The sequence below is a fragment of the Nonomuraea sp. NPDC026600 genome, from assembly GCF_040638335.1.
GTDB lineage: Bacteria > Actinomycetota > Actinomycetes > Streptosporangiales > Streptosporangiaceae > Nonomuraea.
This window is the reverse complement of record NZ_JBEZYD010000003.1, coordinates 281,196-304,552: the sequence shown is the minus strand read 5'-3', so window position 1 is coordinate 304,552 and position 23,357 is coordinate 281,196. Positions and strand designations below refer to the sequence as shown.

Here is a 23,357-nt window from a genome sequence, read left to right as displayed (position 1 = left end):
CGCCCTTTCAATCCAACACGACAGGAGGGGCGGGCAACGCCATGCCTTGGGATCCATCCAGCGGCCAGACCTTCGGCGACTACATGCGTGACGGTGCACCACTCGGCCAGGGCCGCACGGTCGACGTGATCACCGATGAGCCGACGTGGGTGACCCGCGACCAGGTGGCAGAAGGCCGCACCGAGGCGGGTTCCCGGTTCAAGCAGGTCACCGACCAACTCGGTCACCGGGTCACCGAGGAGACCACGTCTTCGGGCCGTCAGCGTAAGCACGTCCGAATCAACCTGCGTTAGGAGGCGGGCGTGGCATTCACTCAGGACGCCTGGTTTAACGACACCTACACCAAGCTGGTCCGTCAGACGATCACGATCGATGTGGGTTCGACCACGCCGGGGGTGTTCAAAGGCGCCCTGTACACGGGCACGGTGGTACCGGACTTCAGCCAGACCAACCCCGCCTACAACGTGTCGCCGTGGAACACCGGCCAGGCGTCCGGGCCCGGCTATACGGCGGGCGGAAACGACCTGACGGTGGTGTCGTTCGCCGAACTGTCCGGCGTCGCGAACAAGGTCGGCTGGCGGTTCTCGGCCACGACGTGGACGTCGGCGACGTTCGCCGCCGAAGGGCTGCTGATCTATGCGCCGGGCTTGAGCAACCGCGCGTTCGTGTTTCGGTGGTTCGGCCAGTCCTACGATGCCAGCGACGGTGATTACGAGATCACCTTCGACACCACCGGCGCCTGGCGGACCGTCCTGAGAAACACCGCCTGACCTGAGCCGTCCATCTGTCCTCGACCCCGCCAGCGTGCGGGGTTTTCGCATGTAAAGGGGGCCGATTGTGGCTCTGTATTGGGCTGCCAACGGGGCGATGGCCACGACGGCGGCGCTCGCGCCGGTCACCACGGGCACGGCGATCAAAACCATGCTGCAGATCGCCACCCCGTCGACGCGCATGATTCGCGTCGTCGAGTGGGGGATCAGCTTCGACGGCAGCACGGCCGCAGCGCCGGTCAAGTGCGAGCTGATCCAGACCGATGTGGCAGCCACGGTGACGGCGCACGTCGCGGCCGGTGTGCAACCGTATGACGATCCGGGGGCCCCTGCGTCGTTGATGACCTTGGGCACGTCGGCGACCGGCTACACCGCCTCCGCTGAAGGCTCGATCACCGCCACCCGAACAGGCGACGTCCAATTCGTTGCGCCCACCACGCAGTATGTCCGCCAGTTCCCGCTTGGGCGCGAGTTCGTCGTCCCGGTGAGCAAGTTCCTGCGCGTGCGGGTGACTCTCACGGGCACGGCGGTCAACGCGTACACGTACGTGATCTGGATCGAGAGCTGATCCGATGGCGCTGGCTATCGACGCCTCCACGCCCGCCCTGGCGTCCGGCACCAGCTCGTCTACCACCGCCTCCTTCACCGCCCCCGCAGGCAGCCTGCTGGTGGCACTGTGCGCGGATGAGGACGGCACCGTTGGGACGATGAGCAACTCGTCCACTGCGTTGACGTGGACGGCGCGGGTGTCCCGTACCTCCGCCGAGTCGGGCGTGTTTGTGTCCTTGATCGTCTTCACTGCGGTGGCGGCCACGAGCGTGGCGCGGACGGTCACCTACACCAGCGCCGTGGGCGGGTCACAAACCGACCTGAAAGTCCTGGTCGTCACCGGGGCTGACGTTGTGGGGACACCGGCCGGTGCGGTCGGTGAAGGCAACTCGACCACCATCAACTTGACGGTCAACGCCTACACCTCCACCGTGGCGAACTCGCGCGGGGTGGGGATCGCGGCCGACGGTAACGCGGCCGGAAACCCGACCTCCTCCGACACCGGGTTCGCCTTCAACCACGCCGGCGCGTACTCCGGCATCGCGGTCCACAAGGCGGCGGACACGGCGGTGGGCGGCAGCACGGTCACGCTGAACTTCAACGGCGGGGCGTCCGCCCGGGACTGGGCGTGGGTGGCTGTGGAGATCCTGCCCGAGGTGGTGCCGTTCCTAGCTCCGCGCCCCCTCATCCTGGGCCAGGCCGTCAACCGCGCCTTCACCTTTTAGCAGGGAGGGCGTATGGCTCGTCTCGGCCGGTCCCAGCCGATCCCCGTCACGATCAAGGGGCGTCTACGCTACTCGCGCGCCTCGATCACGCTGCCCCCGTTCGAATCGATCTCGGAGTGGCCGGCGCTCAGCGTCGTCACCCCAAACGTCAACCTGTTTCTCGGCCCGTTCGAATCGATCTCGGAGTGGCCGGCTCTCGCGCTTAGCCGCGATCAGGTCTTCACCCTGCCGCCGTTCGAATCGGTGAGCGAGTGGCCTGCTCTGACGGTCACCATCCCGATCAAGCCCGGAGACAGTTTGACCGGGGCGAACGGTGAGGCGGAGTGGAACGGCACCCTGTGGGGGCCGACCACCAGCGTCAAGGTGCTGCTGCCGGTGGACGGGTGGCTGGGGTCTCCGGACATCGACAACCTCAACGTGGAGAAGCCGAACAATCACGGCGCTTGGGACGCCCTCAAGCTGGCCAAGCAGCGGATTGTGTCGCTGCGACTGCAGGCCAACTCGGTGTCGGACATTCCGTCGATTGACGAGCTGCTGGAGCAGGTGATCGCGGCGACGGGCATCCCCGAGTCGGAGGATCCGCTGCCGCTGGTCATCAAGGGCTACGGCTCACCGAAGTTGGCGTATGGGCAGGTGATCGACCGGCCGATCGTGATGGACGGCGACTACAACGCCGGTCTGCCCACGATAGGCGTCCTGATCGCTTGCGGGGATGCCCGCCTGTACGGCCTGGATCCGCGCGGCGCGACGGTCCCGCTCAACACGCCTACCGCCTTGTCGAACGCGGGTAACGCCTCCACCCATCCGCTTATTCGGCTGGAAGGGCCGTTGACGAACCCGACGCTGGTCAACCAGACGCTGGACCGGACGCTGCAGTTCACGATCACGCTGACGGCCGGCCAGATCCTGGAGATCGACACCAAGGGCGGGACCGCCACCCAAGACGGCGTGTCCAAAATGTCAACCCTGGGCGGCGTATCGGACCCGGTCCACGACTTCGTGCTGCAGGCCGGGTCGAACACCATCACTTACACGACGTCGGCCGACGGCACCAACGGTGCTGACCTGACGTGGCGCGACGCCACCATCTGACCTTGTAGTGCGCTGACCTGCTGGATCGGAGGTCGGCGTGACGGCTACGGTCCGCTCAACCGAGTTCACTGCGGTCCACGGGCCGAGCGGCACTGTCAACCGGGGCGATGCCCGGGTCGGCGACGTACTGCTCGCCTTCCAGAGCGCTGACAGCGGCGGGCACGGCGCCATGGGTCTGGGCGGCGACTGGCTGCTGCTCGACTCGCACGCTGGCGGGTTCTGGCCAGGGTCGGTGAACGGGACGTGGGCGGGCTGCATCGTCTGGAAGCGCGTCTGCGCCCTCGACGAGCCCGACACGTACGCCGCGTCCCAAGGTCCGGTCGCGGACGGCATGGTGGCGATCGTCGCCGTCTCCGGCGCGGACACCGGCAGCACGCTGATCGTCAACCAGTCTGGGACGACCACGCCCAGCATCACCCCCAGCCAGGCGTCCGGCCTGGAACTGCGGTATGTGACCGGTGTTCCGTCGCCTCCGGGCGGGTCGGTGTCGTGGACGCTGCCGGGCGCCTACACCTCGCGCGGGCAGGGGCAGTCCGGTGTGTGGACGTCGGGCGCGATGGTGTCCAAGCTGGTCGTGTCGTCGGCCCCGTCCGGCGACGTGGCGCTGTCGCCTTCACCGTCGCTGGCTGCTGCCGCGTTCTCGGTGTTCCTGGCCAGCGCCGAGGCGCCCGTCCCGGAGCCGCCGGTTACGCAGCCGTTCGCGCCGGGCAAGGGCGCCAGCAAGTTCAGGTACGTGTTCACGAGGCTGCTCGACCGCACCTACCTGGGCGACTTGAACCTGGTAGGCGTCACCTTCGACAAGCGGATCTTGCAGCCGGGCGCTTTCTCGGCGACGATCCCGATCCCGAACCGTAGGATCGGCGACCAGGTGGCGGAGATCATCCCCCGTAACGACACGGACCTGTCGATCGGGCCGGGCGTCATCACCTGCCAGATCTACAGGGAGGGTGAGCCGTGGGGAGAGTACTGGATCACCTCCGCCCAACCCTCCCGTAGCAGGCGCGGCACGCCGTCCATCGCCCTGAGAGGCAGCACGCTCGACGCCTACCTGGGCAGGGTCGAGATCCAAACCGACCTCACCTACGCGGCCGACCAGATCGACATCGCCCGGTCGCTGCTCACGTCGGCGATGGGCTTGTCGCACGCCAACATCAGCCTCACCATGCAGGCTGGCACGTCCGGCGTTCCGAGAGAGCGCGCCTATCTGGAGTCCGAAGGAGGCTCCTACGGCCAGCGCCTGGTCGAGCTGGCGCAGGTGGACGACGGGTTCGAGTGGGTCATCGACCTGGCGCTCGTAGATGGGGCACTGCAACGGCAGTGGCGGTGGGGCTACCCGAAACTCGGCGTCCAGGACCCGCCGCAGCACCTGTTCTCCGACGGCCGCAACGGCGGCGACATCCTGGAGTGGCAGGAGGAGATCGACGCCCTCAGGGGCGCCACCCGGTGGCGGGCGCGCGGCTCCACCATCTCCACCGACGCCTCCACCAGCTCCACGCCGCTCGTCTCCACCGCCCACGAGGCGACCGCCCACCTGGCCGCCGGCTGGCCACGACTGGATCGCACCCTGAACTACAGCACGGTGAGCGAGAGCCAGACACTGGAGGACTACGCCGCCTTCTGGGCGGCCACCGCCCCCGGCGCCTTGAGGGTCGACCAGGTGACGGTCACCTTCGGCAAGACGCCGTCGTTCACCCCCAACAACCTCGGCGACGCAGCCCGCTTCTACTTCAACAACCAGTGGCATCGCGGCGTGTGGCGCACCCGAAGGATCATCGGCGTCGCCATCACCCCCACCTCCCGAGGGTCCGGCAAGGAAGAAGCCCGTCTGGTGCTCGAAGGATTGGATGTGCCTGGTGCCTGACGTGTACCCGAGCGACGCCGCCGCCAGAATCCGCCAGTTGGAGAAGGACGTCGCCGAGTTGAAGGCGCTGCTCCAGGCCCGCCCTGGACAGACCCAGGCGTCCAAGGGCTGGCTGCTGACCGACATGAGCATCCCGATTGTGGAAGCGGGCACCGTGCACATCGGCTCGAACGGCGGCAACTTCTTCGCCGCCACCACCGCAGGCACGAAACGGATGTTCCTGCAAGCGACGTACGTGGCCCACACGGCGAACATGACCGCCGGCGCCTCCGCCCCCGGCACGTACAGCCCCTCCTACTGTCAGGCCGTACGCGAAGACGTTCGCGCGGTCCGGCAGACGCTGGCCGACCAGATGGACGCCGAGCGGGCCTCCGGCCAGCAGGCCAGCTCCTGATCGTGGCCGCCCGCTCAGCGCTGTCCACGGCGCGTCAGTAGGGATGCTTGGCGGGCGGCTCACAACTCTCCACCACCACGATCGTGCCGCCCGTCTCGTCTGAGGGTGCGAGCGGGCGGCACACCCCAAGCCCGCGACAACCACGCATGGAGGTAGTCGCGTGCGAGCGCTGAGACGCACCGCCCACCAACTCTGGAGCCCGGTCAGCCGGCGCGTAGGCCACCGGGGGACAGCCCTACTGTTCTTCGCTCTGGTGGATCTCGTGTACTCGGCCAGCCTGGCATCGGCGCCTCCCGAGACGCTCGCGTCGCCGTCGTACGTGTTCCTCGCCCAGTTGCTGCCCATTCCGGTGTGGGCCGTTGTGTGGCTCGTCGTTGGGCTGCTCTGCCTGATGCAGGCGTTCATGCGCTCGGACCGGCTGGCGTTCGCGTGCGCGTCCGCGCTGAAGGTCGGCTGGGGACTGATTTATCTGGTCGGCTGGATCGTCGTCGACCTGCCGCGCGGCTACGTAGCCGCGGCTATATGGCTGGCGTTCGCCGGATTCGTGCACGTCATTTCTCGATGGCCAGAACCTGGGGGTGACCGGTGACCGACCCGTCCGTGCTGGTGGCGATCGTGGCAGGGATCGCCGCGATCATCGGGGCCTTCTTCTCCTACCGGGCCTCAACACGGGCGACATCGATCGAGTCGAGCAAGGTGGATGCGGCGGCGTTCGAACGAGCGAAAAGCATCTATGAGGGGTCGCTGCGGGAGCTGGAACGTCAGCTGGAGCGCATGCGGGAGCAGTTCGATCGGGTCAACCAGCAGTTGGCCACGGAGCAGGACACCTCCAACGCGCTACGAAGCCAGCTACGGACGTTGCGCAGCCACGTGGAAGAGCTGGAGCGGACGGTCAACGACCTGCGCCTGCAGTTGACGCTGGCCGGGATCAAGCAAAGCACGGAGGGAAGCACCTGATGCCGTACCTGACCCAACTCGCCGAGGTGGCTCGCCGTACGGGCTTCCCGGTGGTCGAGGTGCCCGGGTGGAAGGCCCAAGGGCACGGGCCCCAGTCGGCCGTACGCGGCGTCGTCGCCCACCACACGGCTGGGCGCGACGACATGCACGTGGTCAGGGATGGCCGGCCGGGCTTGGACGGGCCGCTCAGTCAGTTCTGGCTGCGGCGTGACGGCACGATCTTCGTGGTGGCGGCCGGGAGGTGCTGGCACAACGCGCCGTCGACGAGCGCCAACCACACCAACAGCAACGCCCTCGGCATCGAGGCGGAGAACAACGGCAAGGAACCGTGGCCGGCCGTCCAACTCGACTCCTACAAGCGGCTGTGCGCGGAGCTCTGCAGGGAGTTCGGCCTGTCGGCCTCGCGGGTGAAGGGCCACAAAGAGGTCAACACCCAAAAGCCGGACCCGCACTCGGTCAACATGGACGACTTCCGCGCCGACGTGGCCACGCTGCTCCGCGGCGAACCGGCCAAGCCCGCCACCTCATGGACGGAGGACCTCGTGAAGGATCTGCCCCTGCTCCGACCGGGCGCCGACAACTACGACGTCAAGACCGCACGGGGAGCGTTGAACGCCCGCGGCTACCTGCCCGAGGCCGTGTACGCCGCGGTGGGACTGCAGGAGTGGCTGGAGCGGACGAAGTACGACGACGAGTTCGCCGGCCTGATCCGTGGCTTTCAGCGCCTCAGGAAGCTCGACGATGACGCGTTGATCGGCCGTGACACCTGGACGGCGTTGCTGCGGGTGTCCTGATGGGCGACGGCCTCTGGCTGCGCTACTGGCCCTACCAATCCTTCCTGCCGCGGCATCCCGAGCCTGCGGAGGATCACGAGCCCGACGATCGACTGCCGGGCCTGATCGACGAGAGCAACTAACGAGGGGCTTCAACCCTCACCGGGCGGACTGCCGATGCGGTCCGCTCTTTCTTATCCCCATCTCCAAGGAGCATCCCTCGATGCGCATCTCCAAGAGCGCTGTCCTACTGTCCGCCGTCTTCACCGCGCTGGCGCTGTTCGGCGTCCCGGCGTCGGCTACTGCTGCCGACGTTCCCGGCGACGTCCTGCGGATCGTCGAGGTCGGCACCGACGCCATGGGCGCGGACAGCTACGCGAACCGTAACCGCGAGTTCGTGAAGTTCCAGAACGTGTCCAGCGCTGCGGTTGACGTAGCCAACGTCCTCGTTGAGGACAACTGGGCGCATGCCAGGACGGTGGCGGGTGACGCCCACTCCTGCAACACGTACAAGATCGTGGACCTGCCGTCCAACGCCACCACCATGGCCCAGCCCAATGAGTATGTGACCGTCTTCAACGGCTCCCGGTGGGGCGGAAACCGCAAGGTCGGCAGCGAGTACCAGCTGTTCGCCAACAGCGACACCGACTGCGGCACGTTCGGCCAGTTCTACAACAACGACGCTGACACGGCCTGGGTGACCAAGGCCAACGGCGCCGACGTCTACTCCAGCAAGTCGTGGGACTGGAACGGCGGCTACACCGTCAAGCCTTGACGTCCTCCCCCGCCCGACAGGGCGGGGACTTTCCCCTGCTGGGCCGCCGAAGCGGGCAGCTTGGAATGGGTTCCTGCTTCGCTGACCTGTGCCACCGCGAGCGGTGGTCTTACCTGGTCTCCACAGGCGTTTAGTCTGTCCGCCCGTCCGGCGGCCAGGATGTTGATCGCGGCGTTAACGTCCCGGTCGTGAATTGCGCCGCATGGGCAGGTCCACGAGCGGATGTCCAGCGGCATCTTGTCGGCCAGAGTGCCGCACGCCGAGCAAAGCTTCGACGATGGGAAGAATCGGTCGATCTTGGCGAACGTCCGGCCATACCGTTTCGCCTTGTACTCCAGCATGGTCACAAACTGCGACCAGCCCGCATCGAGCAACGACTTGGCCAACCTGGTACGCATCATGCCAGACACGGCAAGGTTCTCCACGTACACCGCTTGGTTGTCGCGGATGATCTGCGTGGAGAGCTTGTGCGCCCAGTCTCGGCGCGCGTCGGCCACCTTGGCGTGAGCCTTGGCGACCTCAGTTCTGGCCTTGATCCGATTGGCAGAGCCTTTCTCCTTGCGGGACAGGGCTCGCTGTGCCTTCCGTAACCGGCGCTCTGCCCGGCGCAGCAGGCGCGGATTGTCCACCTTCTGACCGTCCGACATGACCGCGAAATGCGACAGGCCGAGGTCTATCCCGATCTCGTTCGCTGACTCCAACAATGGCTCGTCGGCTGTCTCGACCACGAACGATGCGAAATACCGCCCGGCCGCGTCCTTGACCACCGTCACCGAGGACGGCTCGGACGGCAAGAGTCGGGACCACCGCACCACCATGTCGCCGATCTTCGGCAATCGCAGCTTCCCGCCCGGGGTGACCCTGAAGCATGCATTCTTGGTGAAGCGGATCGTCTGCCGATTGTCCTTGCGTGACCGGAAGCGCGGCGGGGCGACTCTCGCCCCCTTCCGCTTCCCGCTGATCGAGGCGAAGAAGTTCCGGTAGGCGGTGTTCAGGTCGGCCAGCGCCTGTTGGAGCACAACGGCGGAGACCTCGCCCAGCCATGACCGCTCGGGCACCTTCTTCGCCCGCGTGATCACCTGCTTGGACAGGTCCCCGTCCGAGATGTACGGCAGCCCTTGCTCGTGAGCCTGCTGCCGCAAGCGCAGCCCATCGTTGAACACCGTCCGCGCGCACCCGAACGCCTTGGCCAGTGCATGGCACTGACCAGCAGTCGGATAGAGGCGGAAGTTGTACCGGAGTTGCACTGATCGAATCTATTGGGCGGCACTGACAAAACCGGATCACTCCAGCCCCATCTGAGGGCTCAAATCTTCCCGCCGCAGGTGCGGGCTGTCCCCGAGGAGGGGCTATGAAGATCTTCGGTCGTGAACCGGCGGTCATCCTTCACGCGCTTCAGGCGGTGCTGGCGTTCCTCGTCACCCTGCCCGCGCTCAACCAGCTCGGCCTGACGGAGGAGGTGTCGGGTTGGGTGATGACTCTCGCTGCCGGTGCTGTCGCTCTGCTAGTCGCGATCGCTACCAGGCCGCTCGTCGTGTCGGCGCTCACCGGCGCCGTGCAGACGATCCTGACCGGGTTCGTGGCGTTCGGGCTTCCGCTGTCGGAGCAGTCGTCGGGCGCGCTGATCGCGGCGCTGAACGTCGTCCTGATGCTGCTGATGCCGCTCGGCCTCACTCCTGCCGCCGACCCTGCTCCGGGGTTCGTGCGTGCGGAGCGGCAGATCGTCCGCTGAGTGTCAGCCTTGCCCGCCAGGCTGGCCTGCCCGCCTCTGCCATGGGAAACCCTGGCACCCACGACGGTGGTACAGCGGCGGGAGCGTACGGGGTCGGGTCACCTACGGGTGGCCCGGCCCTTTCGTGGTTGTACAGGACGATCCCGTCCTAGGTGCGACCGCGCGAGAATCCCCCAACTATCTTTGGGAGGTGTGGTGCAGCTACGGATCGCCCGCTTCATGTGGTGGCCTCCGAGGACGCTGACGTGCTGGTGGAAGCCGAGCCTGTTCCGCGGCGAGGACGAGTACTGTAACCCGTCGATCGCTGTGGTCATCCCGCCGTTCGGGGCGTTCATCCTGTTCTGGAAGCCCGGCCAGCTCCGTACACGTCCGTGCGGCGAGTGCGCGGAATTCGACGCCACCGAGGACGAGTTTGACCAGGCGATGGCCGAGGGCGAGCCCGTCGAGTTGGAGGGCTGATGCGGGCCCGTATCGATCCGAACGTCCGTGTACGAGGCGACAACACGTACACCGGGTTCGAGGATGTGGAGGGTGAGGCTGCGGACCTACACCTGGGCGAGGTGGTCACCGTGTACGAGCCGGAGTCCGGGCTGCGCGGGTTCGGCTCGGTCGTTGACGTCGATCTCGACAGACGCCTCGTGTTCCTCGCCGTGGACTGGTCGTCGCTGCGGCCGGAGGAGGCGTGGGCTGAGTGGGATGCTCAGGTGGCGGAGATACGGGCGGGCGCGGAGGAGCGGCTCAAGACGCAGCGGGAGGAGGGTCATGGTCCGGATGCTCGGCCGTAAAACCGCCTACGGCTTGTACTGCTTCTGCTGTAACGGCCCGCGAGCGGTGAAGGTAGAACGCGTGCGCGAGAAGCGCGAGTGGGTCCGCGAGCTACGCCCTGAAGGGCTCCTGCCGACCGCCGAACGGGACGACGGTCACTGCCTCCACGCCTGCCATGGCGAGTGCCTTACGGGCGGCTCGGAGACATGCTCGTTCGCCTGCCACCTTGACGGGCCGGTCGCCGTGTCTACTTGAACTCGTCATCCAACCCGTGATCCCCTCACCTGTGGGCGAGCACCAGCCGTAGGGCTGATACTTGAGAGCGCCGTCCGGTTCCCTCGCGGGGCCGGGCGGCGCTTCTCTGGCGTCTCGACCGGTCACGGCGTACGGTGGCAGAGCCGTCGCCTGCGTGAGCGTCCCGCCCCTTCCTCCGGGAGGGGTGGGGCGCTTCTCGCGTTGTACGGGCTAGCAGGTGGCCAGCATCGTCTCCAGCGCGGACCGCTCGGCCGGCTGCATCGTGAGGCCCCAGTCGAACTTCACGTCCACCCACGAACGGGCGTACTCACATTCAAAGCTGGCCAGCGGCGGACGCCACGTGGATGGGTCCTGGTCGGATTTGCCCTGGTTGACGCGGTCGGTGACGGCCCACAGCTGACTGTCGGACAGCGAGTTGGCGAACGCCTTGCGCTTGGCTGTCGTCCACTCCCAGGCGCCGCTCCGCCACGCCTCTTTCAGCGGCACCATGTGGTCGATGTCGATGTCCGAGGCGGACGTCCACGTGACGCCGTCGTACGGGCTGTACCAGGAGCCGCTGACGGCGGCGCAGGAGTCGTCCGTTTCGACGTTCTCGCCGTCTCGGACGAGCACCGTCTCACGTGTGTTGCAGGCGCCGCTGATCGTCGCCCAGTGGATGAACTTCTTCCGGTCATAGGTGTCGGCGTGCGTCTCTTCGGCGGTGGCTACGGCGGCCAGCTCGTTGATAGCGATCTCCGCCGTGGGGATGCCGGGCGGTCCCGCCCACGCTGCGTTCGGGGCTAGGGGGATGAGCAGGAGCGCGCTGAGGGCGGCACTGATAGAGGTGAGGGCGAAGCGGCGCATGGGCGAGCCCTTCTGTTCCCGCCTCGGCCAGGGCAACGTGCCTGGTCAGGAAGCGAGACGGGGAGACAGAAAGAAGGTCTCAGACTGGTAACGGGAGCCGCCATGCCGAAGAGTCACAAGCCTGGCCTGCGGCTTTGCGGCGTGTCCCATGTAACGCGAACGCCCTGGCCTGCAGAGTGTGGGCACAAGCCGCATATCGTCCACGCTGTACAACGCCTTGTGCCATACGAGACCCGCGCCTACTCTGGCCGAGACGCCTGGGACCGAGAAGCCCACCTGCCCTTCCCCCGCCTTGGTCTTCGGACCGGGGCGGGGGCTTCTCGTTGCGTGTGGGGCTTCACCGGTCTGAGTCGAGCACCAGCCGCCTGAACTCGTCCCAGAACTCGGGGCTGCTGTTCGCTCGGAGGCTTTTGAGGGCGGAGGATGCGTCGTCCAGGCGAACAGGGATTCGCCGCTTTCGGATCCCTGCGGCGACCGCCGCAGCGTGGATGCTCTTCTCGCCCCGCTGGACGGCGCCGAACTCCTCCGGCGCCTCCCGCGCAAGACGCGAGGCAGTTGCCGCAGTATCGTGATCCCCCCTACCTCGCGTGGAATCCACGCGAGGTAGCAAGTCAGTACGGGTGCCCTGCCCCAGGGAAGAAGCATGCCTGAGAAGAGTCAGCAAGTCAGGGTCGTCCGTCCCAACGATTCGGGCGACTAGTTCCATCGAAGCCCCCAAGCCCTCCGTAGCCGGGGTGGTGACGAACTCCGCGAAGGTTTGAAAGGTCACGATGCTCCGCGATTTGATGTCGTAGCGCTCCCGCCAGGCTTCCGTCTCCAGAACGCGCTTGAGGAGTCGCGGCACGTAGGCCAGTCCGGATTCTCCGTTGTGAACAGCTCCGCGGAGATCCGTGATGAGGTGGTCGTTCTCGACCCGGGGATCGACGGTCACTCGGCATCCCTCCTTGTCGGCTGGACGCCTTTCGCCAGCCACTCTTGGGCGTATCGGAGCCGACGCTCAAGCTGCTCTTCGCTGCACTGCCGTACGCCTCTGGATTTGGGGACGCCGACCAGGGTGTTGAGCTGCCCGTTCACCATGCCGTAGTTCAGATCGTGTGCGCTGGCCACGCGTGTGGCTGCGGTGTGGTTGGCCTTCTTGAGCTTCTCCTTGCGCTCGTACGGCGCTTCTGCGCTCGCAGACGCTGCCTGCGAGGTCGAGGGCCCGGCCATGCCAGTCCCCGCGTTGCGCAGCAGTTTGGCCACGAGCGCGGTAGGCATGATGATCGTCGCCGGGTCCATCCGCTTGACCTGGTCGGCGTTCGCCAGCTCGGCCGGCGTGATGGTGTCCGAGTCGACGATCACACCCTCGTCGGTCGGTGTGGCCGAGATCGGGGTGAACAGCGAGAACAGTGCCTGCTCGCCTCCGCTTCCCGGGCCGGTGCCGTCGTCGTCTCCGAGGAGGTCCGCCTCCTGCTGGTCGAGCACGTGGTCTCGCTGTTGCTTGATCTGCGCGGCCATCTCCCGCAGCCGGGCGTCGTCGGGGATGTAGAGGTAGGCGGTCGGGTCTTCCTCTCCCTGCCTGGTGCGTACCAGCCGGCCGACCACCTGCCTGAAGAACAACTCGGTGATCCACGGGGTGACGTACACGCCCACGCGCAGGCGCGGGATGTCGACGCCTTCGCTCACCTTGCGGATCGTGACGATCCATGGGTCCTTCGCCGACCTGAACGTCTTGATCCTGGCGTCCGCCTCGGGCTCGTCGGAGATCGCGAGGATTGGCGTCTGCCCGAGCTTGGTGAGCAGCTTGACTACTTCGCGGGCGGTGTAGGAATCCTCACAGAAGACGATGCCGCCGGCTTCGGGGTCGTTGGTGCGCAGTTCGGCAAGTTGGGTGTTGGCCTCTCCCAGGACCGAGGGGAGCCAGTCTCCTGACGGGGAGAGGGCCGTGCGCAGCCGGTGGGCGGCGTCACGGTCGTTCAACTGGTCCTCGAAGGTGGCGCTGCGGGCGGCACCGTTCGGAGCGGTCCATTCCATGAGCCCGCCGCGCCGTGGGAAGAAGACTGCGCGGACGACTCCGTCCGCGAGTGCGCGGTCGTAGCCGTACCGGAAGTCGGGGGCGCCGACGCCGTCCACGTAGTTGACGAAGGGGATCTCGTCGTTGTCGGACCGGAAGGGCGTGCCGGAGAGGAGGAGTTTCGCTGCGGCCGGCTCGAACGCGGTTCGTGCTCCGGCTCCCCAGGCCCGCTCATCGCTGCCGCAGTGGTGGATCTCATCCAGGATGACCAGGGTCGGCTTGTCTGAGACGAGCTTGCGGTAGATCTGCGGCTGCTTGGCGATCTCAGCGTAGGTGGCCGCGCACCCCTGTTCATCGGAGGCGAGGCGGCCGTCCGCGGCGTGCCAGCCAGGGTTGATGCTGATGCCTTGCTTGCCGAATTCTTCGGCCCACTGGCCTTCGAGCCGGCCGGTGGGGACGGCGATGACGATGCGCTGGATACGGCCCGACGCGAGGGCTCGGCACGCGATCTCGATCGCCAGGCGCGTCTTGCCGGCTCCGGGTGTCGCCTCGACGAGGAAGCCGTTCCCTTCGCGAGGGGTCCACAGGGTGTGCTCTCTGAGAGCGTCCTCTTGCCAGGCCCTGAGTTGACTCATGCGATCCCCTTTCTGGAGATTGCATTCGGGGCACAACGCGTCTCCGTTGGTCACGTCTGTGGTGCCACCTTTGGAAAAAGGTGTGACGTGATCGCCATGCCAGCCTGGCTGCAGGTCGATGCCGCAGCGTGCGCAGCAGCCGTTAGTTGCCAGGAAGAGGGCGGCCCTCTGGGATTGGTTGAAACGGCGGCTCACCGCGCGCCTCCCCCGAAGCTTGCGCGGTGGCGTTCCCGTTAACGCACACTGGCCGCGCGGACTCGTGAGGCATAAGAGTGCCCCATCCGCGCGGCTCTGTTGTGATTCAGAGGCGTATGCGAAGCGTTCTCATGCCCACACCGTAAGTGATCAGTGCATCAAGAAAGCGCCATCCAAAGATCATCGTTATAAAAACGATGGCATGAATGTGACGTGAATCACTTGCATTCGCAGATTGATTCAGTGGAGGATGCCCGCTTTCATCGTCCATGGCTAACATGATGATTCTTTTCACGCAGTGTCATAGATCGCTACGCGGGCGGGCCGCATTGCTTCCCGTGCGTCGCCGCCCCGCGCCCTCTCGTCTGTCTCGGTCAGCAGGCCACGTACGCCCTGCTACTGCGCCCCCACGAGCACGTGTCGATCTTCTTCAGGTCGCTGCCCCGGTAGATGCCCGCCGTGTCGCCCGCGTTGTTCCACACGTACCACTTCTGCTGCCAGAAGATCGTGCTCGTGCCGTCGTTGCCCTCCCCAGACCGTACGGTCACGCTCTTGCCCGGCTTGAGCGTGAACTTGGGGAAGCGGTACTTGTGGCCGGTCTTGTCGCGCAACAGCCACTTCTCCATGTTGATCGCCTTCTTGGTGGTGTTCTTCAACACCACGTATTCGCCGTTGAGTGACGTGTTGCCGCCCCGGTCGGAGCCTGGCGAGTCGTAGAAGACCTTCGTGATCTGCACGGCGGGAGTCGCCGCTTGGGCTGGCGGAGCGAGGGTGAGCAGCACGGCCGTAGCGGTGCCGACGGCGGCGAGAGCGGGAGCGGGACGCATCGTTGAGTCCTCTGCGTGGGGGAGCGGAACCTGGCGGACAGTGAGACGCCAGCCACGGCGTGTTGGTTGTCGTGAGGTCGCGTCCGCTTCAGGTCAACACCCGGACCCGCCTCCCTGATCGCACGGGTGTTCGGTCTAGGATCGCCCCGAACCACGCACCAGGGGAGAACCGCCATGGCCGACTACGAAGTGCCCGACGACCTGCTGCAGAAGCGGGTCGATTTCGTCGCCGCGCAGACCCGCCTGTCCACGCTCGGCCGGTCCATCCCGTCCGCTGCCGCCGTTGCCGCACTGGAGGCAGAACCGCCCACCGAGGAGCAACTGCAGGAGTGGCGGGACGTCCAAGCGAAGTGCCGGACCCTGGCAGCGGAGATCCAAGTCCACGCCTGGTGGGCGAAGGTAGACAACCGGCAGGCGGCGGAGAAAGCACTCCGGGAGGCGGCCGACAAGACGGACTAGGTGCTGGCGACTATCCGGTCGGCAGCGGCGATCTGCGCGTTGGCCCGGTACGGCTGCCAGTCGGCGCGGAGTCGACGCGCCTGGTTGCGGACCCGCGCTGACGAGATCGAACGCACGTCGGCGCCGAGCCTGAGGACGGTGGCGGCTGCCTGGTCGACGTCGCCGGCGAGGAGGTAGGCGTGGGCTGCCCTCAGGCCGATCAGCGCGTGAGTGCGGCGTTCGACGGGTCGGCGTGCGGCCATCGAGCCGGCGTAGTGGTGGGCGGCGGTGGCATGGTCGCCGAGCTGCGTGAGCGTCAGCGCGGTCTGGTGCTCGAAGGATTCGCGCCTGTAATTGCCTGTCCAGTCGGTCTCCGGCAGGGAGTCGGCGTGTTCGAGGTGCATCTCGGTGCTCCGCAGCAGGTTCAACGCCTCCCACCGGCTACCGGCCGCCGCCTGAGTTTCGGCCTGCATGCCGGTGACCCATGCCAGGGTGCGAATTGGGCCGCGTCGTCCGAGGGATGAGGCGGCGGCATCGGCCAGGGCCAGCGCCAGCCGGTTGTGGCCGAGCTCGATAGCTTGGACGGCCATGCTGCGGAGCCCTGTCGCGCGTATCGCCATGTCGCCCGCCTCGTTCGCCAGGCGTATGGAGCTGATGTAGTACCGCTGCGCCAGGGCGTTCTCGCCGGCGTCCATGGCCATGTAGGCGGCGAGGTAGGAAAGCTCGGCGGCGGCGCGGAACAGGTCCGGCCTGGCCCGGCCGGTGGTGTTACGCAGCAGCGGCGTGACCTCGCGCACCAGGTAGGCGGCGACCACCGCGCGTGCGTGCCCGCCGCCGTACTGGTCGTCGAGGTCGGAGAAGGTGCGGGTGGTGGCGCGGATCCTCGCCACGTCGCTAGCTCCGGCGCGGCGGACCGGGCGCGGGGGCGGGTCGTCGCCGTTGGTCATGCCGGACAGCGCAGCCAGCGTGAACGCGCCTGCGGTCAGCACCGTCCGGCGATTGAGCATGTCGTCCTCTCCCAGCGCCCCCAATCGGGCGACCGGATCGCCCCGCCAGGGGTTATCAGCGGGCCAGGCAATGGCGGTCTGTGGCCACCCCAGGTCCACTGGGCCAAGATCCGGTCTGTCGAGGCGACGGCGAAACGCCTCCACAGCCGCACATATACCCTCCGCGCGCGGGATGGTCCCGTCCAGCCACTTTCCGACCGCTGAACGGTCGTAGTACAGCGACGGGCCGTTCTCGGCCGCGATCGCGTTGATCTCCTGCGCCGTGGCCGCATGTGTCCAACCGGCCTGCTGGATCAGCGCAGCTAGGGCCTGATTGGTGACGGGATGAGTGCGTTGAGGGGCCATCTTCACATCGCTTCACATCGAGGACCTCTCGACGATGCGCCACACGAAGAGCACCGTCAATAGCACGCGCCGTAACCGTATCGGTGCAGGCCACGAGCCGAATCACAGCGGGAGGACCCATGCACTCCGGTCACTACATCGGGGCTGATCAGTGCGACCGCGCTACCCCGAGCATCGAGCATGGCACTGTAGGTGAAGCCCTGGCGGAAATCTCGGCCCGGGTCGAGCAGGCGCGGACGGCCGCCGCGTCTCAGGGGTCACCCCTCCATTCGCCGCTGTTGCTGCTGGGCACCATGGAGCGGGTCGGATCCAACTGGTTGAGCGACACCCTTCGCCCGATCATGGGCCAGCACAACGAGCCGCTCCGGCAGCAACTCGCGCCCGCCCATCCGCTGTCTGCCCTCAACCCTGATCTGGCCGGCGCGGCCGAGCCCCGCTCTCGGCTCGGCCCGTACGGGTGGCACTGGCTGGTGACCTTCGCCGTCAGCAAGTACGCCCGTGAACGGCAGGCGATCAAGGAGACGAATCTGTTCTTCACGACGAGGCACCTGCTAGCACTCTTCCCGGACGCGCCGGTCGCGGTGCTGACGCGCAGCCCGCTCGGCGTCGCCAGCTCGTTCACGCGGGGCGGCCTGTTCTCCCGGTGGGGGTACGCGGCCAGGTACCGCCATCTGGTGGCGGTAACCCACCGCCTTCCATGGGCGGCGTGGGCTGATCTCATGCCTGACGACAAGCCTGGCGACCTGGTGGCGTTGGTCCGGTTACATGCGCTCAACACGCTGCTGCTGGCCAACGCCCTCGACGGCCGCGACGTGGTCACGGTCGCCTACGAAGACGCCGTGACCGATCGGACCGCAGGATGGGCCGAGCTGGTCGAGCTCCTGCCCGATCTCGACGGCGTGCCGCGCCCCGCTGCCGTGGCCAGCGCGCCAGCCGGGGAGGACACGTTCGCCACGACCGTGAACAAGACGCGGCTGATCGCCGACCTCAACGCCCGGGCGGCCGAAGTCGTACGCGAGACCCTGGCCGCCTCGCTGACCGTGGCCGCGCGGCTGGTTACGGAGCAAGTGATCTCACCCGGGGCGCTGGCCAGGGCCTCACGCTGGCTGTCCGGAGACCACCTGTACGAGCTGGCCCCACCCGTGGCCACCACCGGCACATCGCGCATCAGAACGGCCGCCGAGTCCTCCCCGGTTGCCGAGCCGGTCTCGTGCCCCATCACGTGGCTGCCTCGGGGCCCGCTCGCCTGGCGCAACCTGCTAATCTCCAACGCCGAGTACGCCGCGTTCCTGAACGAGCTGGCCGCCGCCGGGCTGGCCAACCAACACGACGGCGCCTACCTGCTGGTGTGCGAGATGCCGCACGAGCGGGGCGGACGCCTGCACTGCGACCCGGGCACGGGCCGCTGGACGGTCAGCCCCGGGTTCGAGGATCATCCCGCCTATTGGGTGACATGGATCGGCGCCGCCGTCGCGTCGGCCTGGCTCGGCGGGCGGCTCCCCTTACGGGCGGAGCTGGTCGACGCGACCGCCGGATGCGCACCGTCGAACGTGGCGTACGCGGTGGGCGACACCGTGGCGGTGGTCGAGGGTGGGCGCGGCCCGGCAGAGGTGCACCACCTGGTCGGCAACGTGCAGGTGTGGTGCTCGGACGGGCCCGACAACGGCGGGGCGGGGTGCGAACGGTGGCTGTTCGGCGCCGCCTGGAACACTCCCGGCTCGCGGGAAGAGGTGACGCGCCTGCGGGCCCGGATCCTGGTGGGCAGCTCGCGCGGGGTCGGCGTCCGGGTCGTGCGGGACGGCGGGGCGCGGCCGGTCGCGGCGGAGGGGCTCGCCGCGATGCTGTCGGGCTGGCTGGCCGTGCTCGGCGAGCGCGGCCGGACGCTGCGAGAGCTGGACGGTCGCCTGGTCGACGCGCTCAGGTCACAGGCCGATGGCGGACTTCGGCCCCATGTAGGAGCCGGCGCAGGGGAACCCCTCTTGGGCGAGGTCGGCGAACCTCTGGGAGAAGCCCTTGGAGGGCAGGTCAGCGAGTTTCACCCACTCCAGGCCGCGGATCGGGACCGTCTCGGGGTGGTCGCGGTCGAAGGCGGCGACGCGGCGGCTACTCCAGCTCACCTCGAACGTCATGTGCAGGACGTCGGCGACTTGGTAGTCGCACACGTACAGGAGACGGCCCGGCTCGACGAGCAGGCCGGTCTCCTCGCGCATCTCGCGCACGAGCGCCTCGGCGAGGGATTCGCCCGGGTCGACTTTGCCGCCGGGCAGGGACCAGGAACGCCCGCTGTCGGTGTCCTGGTCAAGCAGCAGAATGCGGTCGTCCTCGATGAGGACGCCAGTGACACGTACCTTCACTCCGGCAACGTACCCGAGGAAGGCTCCCGATGACCGGTACCCAACGAACACGGGTCGTGGTGGCGGCCGGCGGACTTGGGACACGGGTCCGCTCATGGGCCCGCTACCTGCCCAAGGAATTCCTCCCTGTCGACGGCCGCCCCGGCATCGTGCACATCTTGGAGGAGATCGCTCAGCTCGGCCCCGCTCACGTGGTCATCGTGCACCACCCGTACTACGCGTCCTTCGCCGAGTGGGCTCGCCAGGCGCTGAGCCCGCACAGCCGCAGCCGCTACCTGCGGGCGGCCGGGCAGGATCTCTTCGAACCCGACCGGTACCGGCATCTGCGTGTCGAGTTCGTCGCTCAGCGCGGCCCGTACGCGGACCTGACGTCGGTCTTCAACGCCGACGACCACTTCGCTTCCACGCCCGCTGGGGCCGGCGAGCTGTACGTGGTCTTCTCTGACAACCTCTACCCCGGAGCGAACCCGCTGCTTGATCTGGCCAAGGCTCCCCCGGGGGTGAGTGTGCTGGCCCGTCCCTTCCGCGATGAACTGGCCGGGCAACGCGGTGTCCTCGCCACCACGCCGGGACCGCATCCTCAGCAGGTACTGAGCCTCACCGAGAAACCCGAGCCCGGCGTCGCTCACGCCCTTGAACGCGAACATGGCCGAAGCAACCTGCTCCTCCTGGAAGGACGCGCCCGCCTCAGCGCCGACTTCATCGCCTTCGCCCGCGCTCGCGTCTGGCCCTCGAACGTCGAACCGAAGCTCGCCTTGACAATCGACGCCTACGCCCGCGCCCATCCTGTCCATGCGATCCAGACCAGCAGCACCGTGATCGACCTCGGCACGCCTGAGCTGGTGCCATATACGGCCGGTTCGGTTATCGTCCAGGTAGGTGAATGACCTCGACCAGGTCGGCCAAGTCGACGTGCCGCTCCACGTCCCGGATGGTTCGGCAGTAGCCGAGCAGGTAGCTCGGCGGCCGTTGATGGTCTGGGTGACCTTCAGCCGAGGGCGGTCGTCCAGGACGATCACCTCTACCGAAATGCCGTCCAGGCCGCGCCACACTCTCACACGCCAAATCTATACAAGCCGGACATGCGGCCCGGACATGGAGACGCCCCGGCCGCGGGGATTCGGTCGGGGCGTCGGCACGGGCGGTCTACGGCAGGCAGGCGGGGTATGGGGCGCCCTTCATGCAGGCGCGGACCTGCTTCTTGGTCGCCTTGCGGTCGTAGCTGTCCGCATCCTCGATGGGCAGGATGGTCAGCCCTTCGTCGTCGCCGATCAGCGCGAGGACGACGCCCGGCATGTCGTCCTTCGACACCGGCTTCATGCCGCTCTCGGCGGCTTCCTGGCTGGCGCTGGCCGTGCTCTTGCTGGCGCTGATCGGGCTGCCGTTCTGGGCGGGCATTGCGCACGCTGTGAGGGATAGGGCCAGCAGTACGCCGACGATGGTCTTTCGCATGACAGGTCTCCTTTGGTTGGGTGGTAAGGCGGCGAGTTCGAGCAGGTGGTGCAGCATCTCCTTGTGCGCCGCGAACAGCCGCCCGCCGACGTACGGCCAGGCGATCACTCGCAGCATCCGCGCTCAGGAGTCACGCAGGTCAGCAAGCAGGGCGGGGAGATCATCCGGTTTCACGATCACCTCGCGGGCCTTGGAGCCCTCGCTCGGGCCGACCACGTTGCGGCTCTCCAGCAGGTCCATGAGCCGGCCCGCCTTGGCGAAGCCGACGCGGAGCTTGCGCTGCAGCATCGAGGTCGAGCCGAACTGCGTGCTCACGATCAGCTCGGCCGCCTGTACGAGCAGGTCGAGGTCGTCGCCGACGTCCAACCCCTCCTTGGCCGCCGTCGGGCTGGCTGCGCCGATGTCCTGGTAGGCGGCGGCGCCCTGGGATTTGCAGTGGGCGACGATCTGGCTGATTTCCTGCTCGGTCACCATCGGGCTCTGCAGCCGGATCGGCTTACTCTCGCTTGCGGGCAGGTAGAGCCCGTCGCCTTTGCCGATCAGGTTCTCGGCGCCAGCCTGGTCCAGAATGACCCGCGAATCGGTCAGGCTGGAGACGGCGAACGCCAGCCGCGACGGCACGTTCGCCTTGATCAGGCCGGTGACGACCTTGACTTCGGGCCGTTGGGTGGCGAGCACAAGGTGGATGCCCGCGGCGCGGGCGAGCTGCGTTATGCGGACGATGGAGTCCTCGACGTCACGCGGGGCGACCATCATCAGGTCGGACAACTCGTCGATGAGGACCAGCAGGTACGGGTAGGGCCGGTAGACGCGCTCGCTGCCCGGCGGCGGCTTGAGCTTGCCCGCTCGCACCGCCTTATTGAACTCGTCGACGTGCCGGAAGCCATGCGTGGAGAGGTCGTCGTAGCGGCGGTCCATCTCGCCGACCACCCATTCCAGGGCTTCGGCGGCCTTCTTCGCGTCGGTGATGACGGGGGTGATCAGGTGCGGGATGCCGTTGTAGACGGTCAACTCGACCCGCTTCGGGTCGACGAGCACCATGCGCACCTCGTCAGGCGTGGCGCGCAGCAGGATGCTGGCGATGAGGTCGTGGACACAGATGGACTTGCCGGCGCCGGTGGCCCCGGCGATGAGCAGGTGCGGCGTTCCGGCCAGGTTGGCGACGATCGGCTTGCCCTCGATGTCGACGCCGAGGGCGACGGTCATCGGGTGCTTGCGCGCTCGGGCTTCCGGTGAGCGGAGAATGTCGCCGAGGCGGACCAGGTCACGTTCGGCGTTGGGCACGTCGATGCCGATCGATGCCCGGCCGGGTGCAGGGGCGAGGATCTGTATCTGGTCGCACGCGGTGGCCAGCCGGAAGTTCTTCAACAAGCCGGTGATCTTCTCGACTTTCACGCCGGGGCCCAGCTTGAGGAAGAATCGGGTGACCTGCGGCCCGCGGACGAAGTCCTCCACCACGGCGTCGATGTCGAACTCTTTCAGCACGCGGGTGAGGGCTGCGATGGTCGCGTCGGTCGCCTTCGTCCGCGCCCTCAACGCCGACCCGGTCTTCAGCGCGGACACGTCGGGCGGACTGTACGAGGCGGAGTCGGCGCGCTTCCGGGGCTTGCGCTCAGCCTTTTGAGCTTTGGCCGGCTGCGACTTGGGTTCGTCGGTCGGGTCGCGCTCCTCCTCGGCCTGTGGCTCCTCCTCGACAGGCTCGTCCTGCTCGTCCGCAGCCTCGGCTTCCTCGATGTCGTCGGTGGGCTCGCGGCCAGCCGGGCGGGCAGGCCGCGCGGCGACGCGACCAGGCAGAGACAGGCCGCCGAACACCAGGACCAGCCCGTAGCCAGCGACCGCAACCTGCAGCACGATCACGAAGGCAGCGGGGATCAACAGCACCAGACAGGACGCGGCCAGCCCGAGCAGGCCGCCCGCCGCGGCGAGGCGACCCCACGCCGCGGCATCCCCGATGAGGGGCGTGTCGTGCGCCAGGTGCACCATGCCGAGCACGGCGCCCAACATGAGCGTCAGGCCGGCGCCGCGGCGCATCGTGGTCACGTGGTCGTCTGGGCGGCGCCAGATCCGGATGGCCGCCCACGCTAGCAGGAGGGGCGTCAGGCGGTAGCTGATGCCGAACGGTACGGCCTCGGCGTAGGCGAGGGCGTCGAGCATCGAGATGCCGTGACCATCGCCGAGAATGATCATGAGTGCGGCGCCGGTCAGGAGGTTGAGTGCGGCACTGTCGTGTCGTTGAGTCTCGTTGACGACGTCCGGCCCCCCGGCGGTGGCGCGGATGAGGTTGCCAATGCCGCGGGCAAGGCCACGGTGGGCGGCGTTGATGAGCGTGGAGACGTCGGCTCCCCGCTTTCGGGTGGGTCGCCGAGGCGCGGTCCTGGGCGGGGGGCGTCGCTGCTGGGCCTTCGGTCTTGCACGGCGGGCGGTCATCGATGTCTCCGTTCGTGATCTTCTCTGATTACCGTGCGTGCGCGGGCGCCGAGCTATGCGGGGCGTTCCGCAGGCCGTGGCGCCAACTGTTACGTCGGCACTGTGCGGCCTCGTGTCCTTAAGGGGAGAGCGGGTTCGTGTCCGTTTTGTCGGGCGTAACTGTTACGCGTAACAGTTACGTGATCTTGGTAAC

26 protein-coding genes and 1 pseudogene are annotated in these 23,357 nt (G+C 67.5%); 17 read left to right on the top strand and 10 right to left on the bottom strand.

Annotated features, from left to right (window positions below):
• The first annotated feature begins 41 nt into the window (after positions 1 to 41).
• The 12 genes from AB0F17_RS08270 (at position 42) to AB0F17_RS08215 (ending at position 7,896) form a co-directional block, all read left to right on the top strand.
• Positions 42 to 293 carry a hypothetical protein gene (locus tag AB0F17_RS08270; protein ID WP_358018238.1) on the top strand — a complete coding sequence of 84 codons (252 nt, stop codon included), beginning with the start codon at positions 42 to 44 and terminating at the stop codon, positions 291 to 293.
• A gap of 9 nt (positions 294 to 302) precedes the next feature.
• Positions 303 to 770, top strand: coding sequence for a hypothetical protein (locus AB0F17_RS08265; RefSeq protein WP_358018235.1), 468 nt, complete (start codon positions 303 to 305; stop codon positions 768 to 770).
• Positions 771 to 867: 97 nt separating this feature from the next.
• Positions 868 to 1,338, top strand: coding sequence for a hypothetical protein (locus AB0F17_RS08260; protein WP_358018232.1), 471 nt, complete (start codon positions 868 to 870; stop codon positions 1,336 to 1,338).
• Between the two features lie 4 nt (positions 1,339 to 1,342).
• Positions 1,343 to 2,044 (top strand): hypothetical protein, encoded by a 702-nt coding sequence (locus tag AB0F17_RS08255; RefSeq protein ID WP_358018229.1) that lies wholly within the window; start codon positions 1,343 to 1,345, stop codon positions 2,042 to 2,044.
• 12 nt (positions 2,045 to 2,056) lie between these two features.
• Positions 2,057 to 3,136 (top strand): hypothetical protein, encoded by a 1,080-nt coding sequence (locus tag AB0F17_RS08250; RefSeq protein ID WP_358018226.1) that lies wholly within the window; start codon positions 2,057 to 2,059, stop codon positions 3,134 to 3,136.
• A gap of 37 nt (positions 3,137 to 3,173) precedes the next feature.
• Positions 3,174 to 4,997 (top strand): hypothetical protein, encoded by a 1,824-nt coding sequence (locus AB0F17_RS08245; RefSeq protein WP_358018223.1) that lies wholly within the window; start codon positions 3,174 to 3,176, stop codon positions 4,995 to 4,997.
• The gene (locus AB0F17_RS08240) at positions 4,990 to 5,391 is read left to right on the top strand and encodes a hypothetical protein (protein WP_358018220.1); all 402 of its coding nucleotides are present in this window, start codon (positions 4,990 to 4,992) and stop codon (positions 5,389 to 5,391) included. The genes AB0F17_RS08245 and AB0F17_RS08240 overlap by 8 nt, the downstream gene beginning before the upstream one ends.
• Positions 5,392 to 5,551: 160 nt before the next feature.
• A complete protein-coding gene (locus tag AB0F17_RS08235; RefSeq protein WP_358018217.1) occupies positions 5,552 to 5,980 on the top strand; it encodes a hypothetical protein in 429 nt (142 codons plus the stop codon).
• Entirely contained in the window at positions 5,977 to 6,348 is a 372-nt protein-coding gene (locus tag AB0F17_RS08230; protein ID WP_358018214.1) for a DUF6779 domain-containing protein, read from the top strand. The genes AB0F17_RS08235 and AB0F17_RS08230 overlap by 4 nt, the downstream gene beginning before the upstream one ends.
• Positions 6,348 to 7,142 (top strand): peptidoglycan recognition family protein, encoded by a 795-nt coding sequence (locus AB0F17_RS08225; protein WP_358018211.1) that lies wholly within the window; start codon positions 6,348 to 6,350, stop codon positions 7,140 to 7,142. Before AB0F17_RS08230 ends, AB0F17_RS08225 begins: the two co-directional genes overlap by 1 nt.
• Complete coding sequence (locus tag AB0F17_RS08220) at positions 7,142 to 7,264, top strand: hypothetical protein (protein WP_358018208.1); 123 nt, start codon at positions 7,142 to 7,144, stop codon at positions 7,262 to 7,264. Before AB0F17_RS08225 ends, AB0F17_RS08220 begins: the two co-directional genes overlap by 1 nt.
• A gap of 80 nt (positions 7,265 to 7,344) precedes the next feature.
• A complete protein-coding gene (locus AB0F17_RS08215; RefSeq protein ID WP_358018205.1) occupies positions 7,345 to 7,896 on the top strand; it encodes a hypothetical protein in 552 nt (183 codons plus the stop codon).
• Here AB0F17_RS08215 and AB0F17_RS08210 read toward each other — a convergent pair.
• Positions 7,878 to 9,143 (bottom strand): transposase, encoded by a 1,266-nt coding sequence (locus tag AB0F17_RS08210; RefSeq protein ID WP_358018202.1) that lies wholly within the window; start codon positions 9,141 to 9,143, stop codon positions 7,878 to 7,880. The genes AB0F17_RS08215 and AB0F17_RS08210 overlap by 19 nt on opposite strands.
• Positions 9,144 to 9,247: 104 nt before the next feature.
• On the opposite strand from AB0F17_RS08210, the gene AB0F17_RS08205 reads away from it, so the two are divergent.
• From AB0F17_RS08205 to AB0F17_RS08195, 3 genes are all read left to right on the top strand, one after another.
• Complete coding sequence (locus tag AB0F17_RS08205; RefSeq protein ID WP_358018199.1) at positions 9,248 to 9,628, top strand: hypothetical protein; 381 nt, start codon at positions 9,248 to 9,250, stop codon at positions 9,626 to 9,628.
• Between the two features lie 195 nt (positions 9,629 to 9,823).
• On the top strand, positions 9,824 to 10,087 hold the full coding sequence (locus AB0F17_RS08200; RefSeq protein ID WP_358018196.1) for a hypothetical protein: 264 nt from the start codon (positions 9,824 to 9,826) through the stop codon (positions 10,085 to 10,087).
• The gene (locus AB0F17_RS08195) at positions 10,087 to 10,413 is read left to right on the top strand and encodes a hypothetical protein (RefSeq protein WP_358018193.1); all 327 of its coding nucleotides are present in this window, start codon (positions 10,087 to 10,089) and stop codon (positions 10,411 to 10,413) included. The genes AB0F17_RS08200 and AB0F17_RS08195 overlap by 1 nt, the downstream gene beginning before the upstream one ends.
• 445 nt (positions 10,414 to 10,858) lie before the next feature.
• Here AB0F17_RS08195 and AB0F17_RS08190 read toward each other — a convergent pair whose 3' ends face one another.
• From AB0F17_RS08190 to AB0F17_RS08170, 5 genes and pseudogenes are all read right to left on the bottom strand, one after another.
• Positions 10,859 to 11,491, bottom strand: coding sequence for a DUF1524 domain-containing protein (locus AB0F17_RS08190; protein ID WP_358018190.1), 633 nt, complete (start codon positions 11,489 to 11,491; stop codon positions 10,859 to 10,861).
• Between the two features lie 337 nt (positions 11,492 to 11,828).
• A complete protein-coding gene (locus AB0F17_RS08185; protein ID WP_358018187.1) occupies positions 11,829 to 12,422 on the bottom strand; it encodes a hypothetical protein in 594 nt (197 codons plus the stop codon).
• Complete coding sequence (locus AB0F17_RS08180) at positions 12,419 to 14,119, bottom strand: DEAD/DEAH box helicase (RefSeq protein WP_358019293.1); 1,701 nt, start codon at positions 14,117 to 14,119, stop codon at positions 12,419 to 12,421. The genes AB0F17_RS08185 and AB0F17_RS08180 overlap by 4 nt, the downstream gene beginning before the upstream one ends.
• Before the next feature lie 6 nt (positions 14,120 to 14,125).
• A pseudogene (locus AB0F17_RS08175) lies at positions 14,126 to 14,314 on the bottom strand (HNH endonuclease signature motif containing protein); the annotation flags it as partial.
• Positions 14,315 to 14,688: 374 nt separating this feature from the next.
• Positions 14,689 to 15,141 carry a lamin tail domain-containing protein gene (locus AB0F17_RS08170; RefSeq protein WP_358018184.1) on the bottom strand — a complete coding sequence of 151 codons (453 nt, stop codon included), beginning with the start codon at positions 15,139 to 15,141 and terminating at the stop codon, positions 14,689 to 14,691.
• 174 nt (positions 15,142 to 15,315) lie between these two features.
• On the opposite strand from AB0F17_RS08170, the gene AB0F17_RS08165 reads away from it, so the two are divergent.
• Positions 15,316 to 15,600 (top strand): hypothetical protein, encoded by a 285-nt coding sequence (locus AB0F17_RS08165; protein WP_358018181.1) that lies wholly within the window; start codon positions 15,316 to 15,318, stop codon positions 15,598 to 15,600.
• Here AB0F17_RS08165 and AB0F17_RS08160 read toward each other — a convergent pair.
• Both AB0F17_RS08160 and AB0F17_RS08155 read right to left on the bottom strand, forming a co-directional pair.
• On the bottom strand, positions 15,597 to 16,586 hold the full coding sequence (locus AB0F17_RS08160) for a hypothetical protein (RefSeq protein ID WP_358018178.1): 990 nt from the start codon (positions 16,584 to 16,586) through the stop codon (positions 15,597 to 15,599). The genes AB0F17_RS08165 and AB0F17_RS08160 overlap by 4 nt on opposite strands.
• A 2,267-nt stretch (positions 16,587 to 18,853) precedes the next feature.
• The gene (locus AB0F17_RS08155; protein ID WP_358019290.1) at positions 18,854 to 19,381 is read right to left on the bottom strand and encodes an NUDIX hydrolase; all 528 of its coding nucleotides are present in this window, start codon (positions 19,379 to 19,381) and stop codon (positions 18,854 to 18,856) included.
• On the opposite strand from AB0F17_RS08155, the gene AB0F17_RS08150 reads away from it, so the two are divergent.
• Positions 19,315 to 20,172 (top strand): transcriptional regulator, encoded by an 858-nt coding sequence (locus tag AB0F17_RS08150; RefSeq protein WP_358018175.1) that lies wholly within the window; start codon positions 19,315 to 19,317, stop codon positions 20,170 to 20,172. The genes AB0F17_RS08155 and AB0F17_RS08150 overlap by 67 nt on opposite strands.
• Before the next feature lie 259 nt (positions 20,173 to 20,431).
• Here the strand turns inward: AB0F17_RS08150 and AB0F17_RS08145 are convergent, their stop codons facing one another.
• A complete protein-coding gene (locus AB0F17_RS08145) occupies positions 20,432 to 20,854 on the bottom strand; it encodes a hypothetical protein (protein WP_358018172.1) in 423 nt (140 codons plus the stop codon).
• Positions 20,855 to 20,860: 6 nt separating this feature from the next.
• Entirely contained in the window at positions 20,861 to 23,164 is a 2,304-nt protein-coding gene (locus tag AB0F17_RS08140; RefSeq protein ID WP_358018168.1) for a DNA translocase FtsK, read from the bottom strand.
• Positions 23,165 to 23,357 lie beyond the last annotated feature (193 nt).

Excerpts from the sequence above, each read along its gene's own strand:
- AB0F17_RS08270 (WP_358018238.1), top strand. The coding sequence starts at position 42 with ATGCCTTGGGATCCATCCAGCGGCCAGACCTTCGGCGACTACATGCGT.
- AB0F17_RS08260 (WP_358018232.1), top strand. The coding sequence starts at position 868 with ATGGCCACGACGGCGGCGCTCGCGCCGGTCACCACGGGCACGGCGATC.
- AB0F17_RS08255 (WP_358018229.1), top strand. The coding sequence starts at position 1,343 with ATGGCGCTGGCTATCGACGCCTCCACGCCCGCCCTGGCGTCCGGCACC.
- AB0F17_RS08250 (WP_358018226.1), top strand. The coding sequence starts at position 2,057 with ATGGCTCGTCTCGGCCGGTCCCAGCCGATCCCCGTCACGATCAAGGGG.
- AB0F17_RS08225 (WP_358018211.1), top strand. The coding sequence starts at position 6,348 with ATGCCGTACCTGACCCAACTCGCCGAGGTGGCTCGCCGTACGGGCTTC.
- AB0F17_RS08220 (WP_358018208.1), top strand. The coding sequence starts at position 7,142 with ATGGGCGACGGCCTCTGGCTGCGCTACTGGCCCTACCAATCCTTCCTG.
- AB0F17_RS08215 (WP_358018205.1), top strand. The coding sequence starts at position 7,345 with ATGCGCATCTCCAAGAGCGCTGTCCTACTGTCCGCCGTCTTCACCGCG.
- AB0F17_RS08205 (WP_358018199.1), top strand. The coding sequence starts at position 9,248 with ATGAAGATCTTCGGTCGTGAACCGGCGGTCATCCTTCACGCGCTTCAG.
- AB0F17_RS08195 (WP_358018193.1), top strand. The coding sequence starts at position 10,087 with ATGCGGGCCCGTATCGATCCGAACGTCCGTGTACGAGGCGACAACACG.
- AB0F17_RS08190 (WP_358018190.1), bottom strand. The coding sequence starts at position 11,491 with ATGCGCCGCTTCGCCCTCACCTCTATCAGTGCCGCCCTCAGCGCGCTC.
- AB0F17_RS08180 (WP_358019293.1), bottom strand. The coding sequence starts at position 14,119 with ATGAGTCAACTCAGGGCCTGGCAAGAGGACGCTCTCAGAGAGCACACC.
- AB0F17_RS08170 (WP_358018184.1), bottom strand. The coding sequence starts at position 15,141 with ATGCGTCCCGCTCCCGCTCTCGCCGCCGTCGGCACCGCTACGGCCGTG.
- AB0F17_RS08165 (WP_358018181.1), top strand. The coding sequence starts at position 15,316 with ATGGCCGACTACGAAGTGCCCGACGACCTGCTGCAGAAGCGGGTCGAT.
- AB0F17_RS08160 (WP_358018178.1), bottom strand. The coding sequence starts at position 16,586 with ATGCTCAATCGCCGGACGGTGCTGACCGCAGGCGCGTTCACGCTGGCT.
- AB0F17_RS08150 (WP_358018175.1), top strand. The coding sequence starts at position 19,315 with ATGACCGGTACCCAACGAACACGGGTCGTGGTGGCGGCCGGCGGACTT.
- AB0F17_RS08155 (WP_358019290.1), bottom strand. The coding sequence starts at position 19,381 with ATGAGCGGACCCGTGTCCCAAGTCCGCCGGCCGCCACCACGACCCGTG.
- AB0F17_RS08145 (WP_358018172.1), bottom strand. The coding sequence starts at position 20,854 with ATGCTGCGAGTGATCGCCTGGCCGTACGTCGGCGGGCGGCTGTTCGCG.
- AB0F17_RS08140 (WP_358018168.1), bottom strand. The coding sequence starts at position 23,164 with ATGACCGCCCGCCGTGCAAGACCGAAGGCCCAGCAGCGACGCCCCCCG.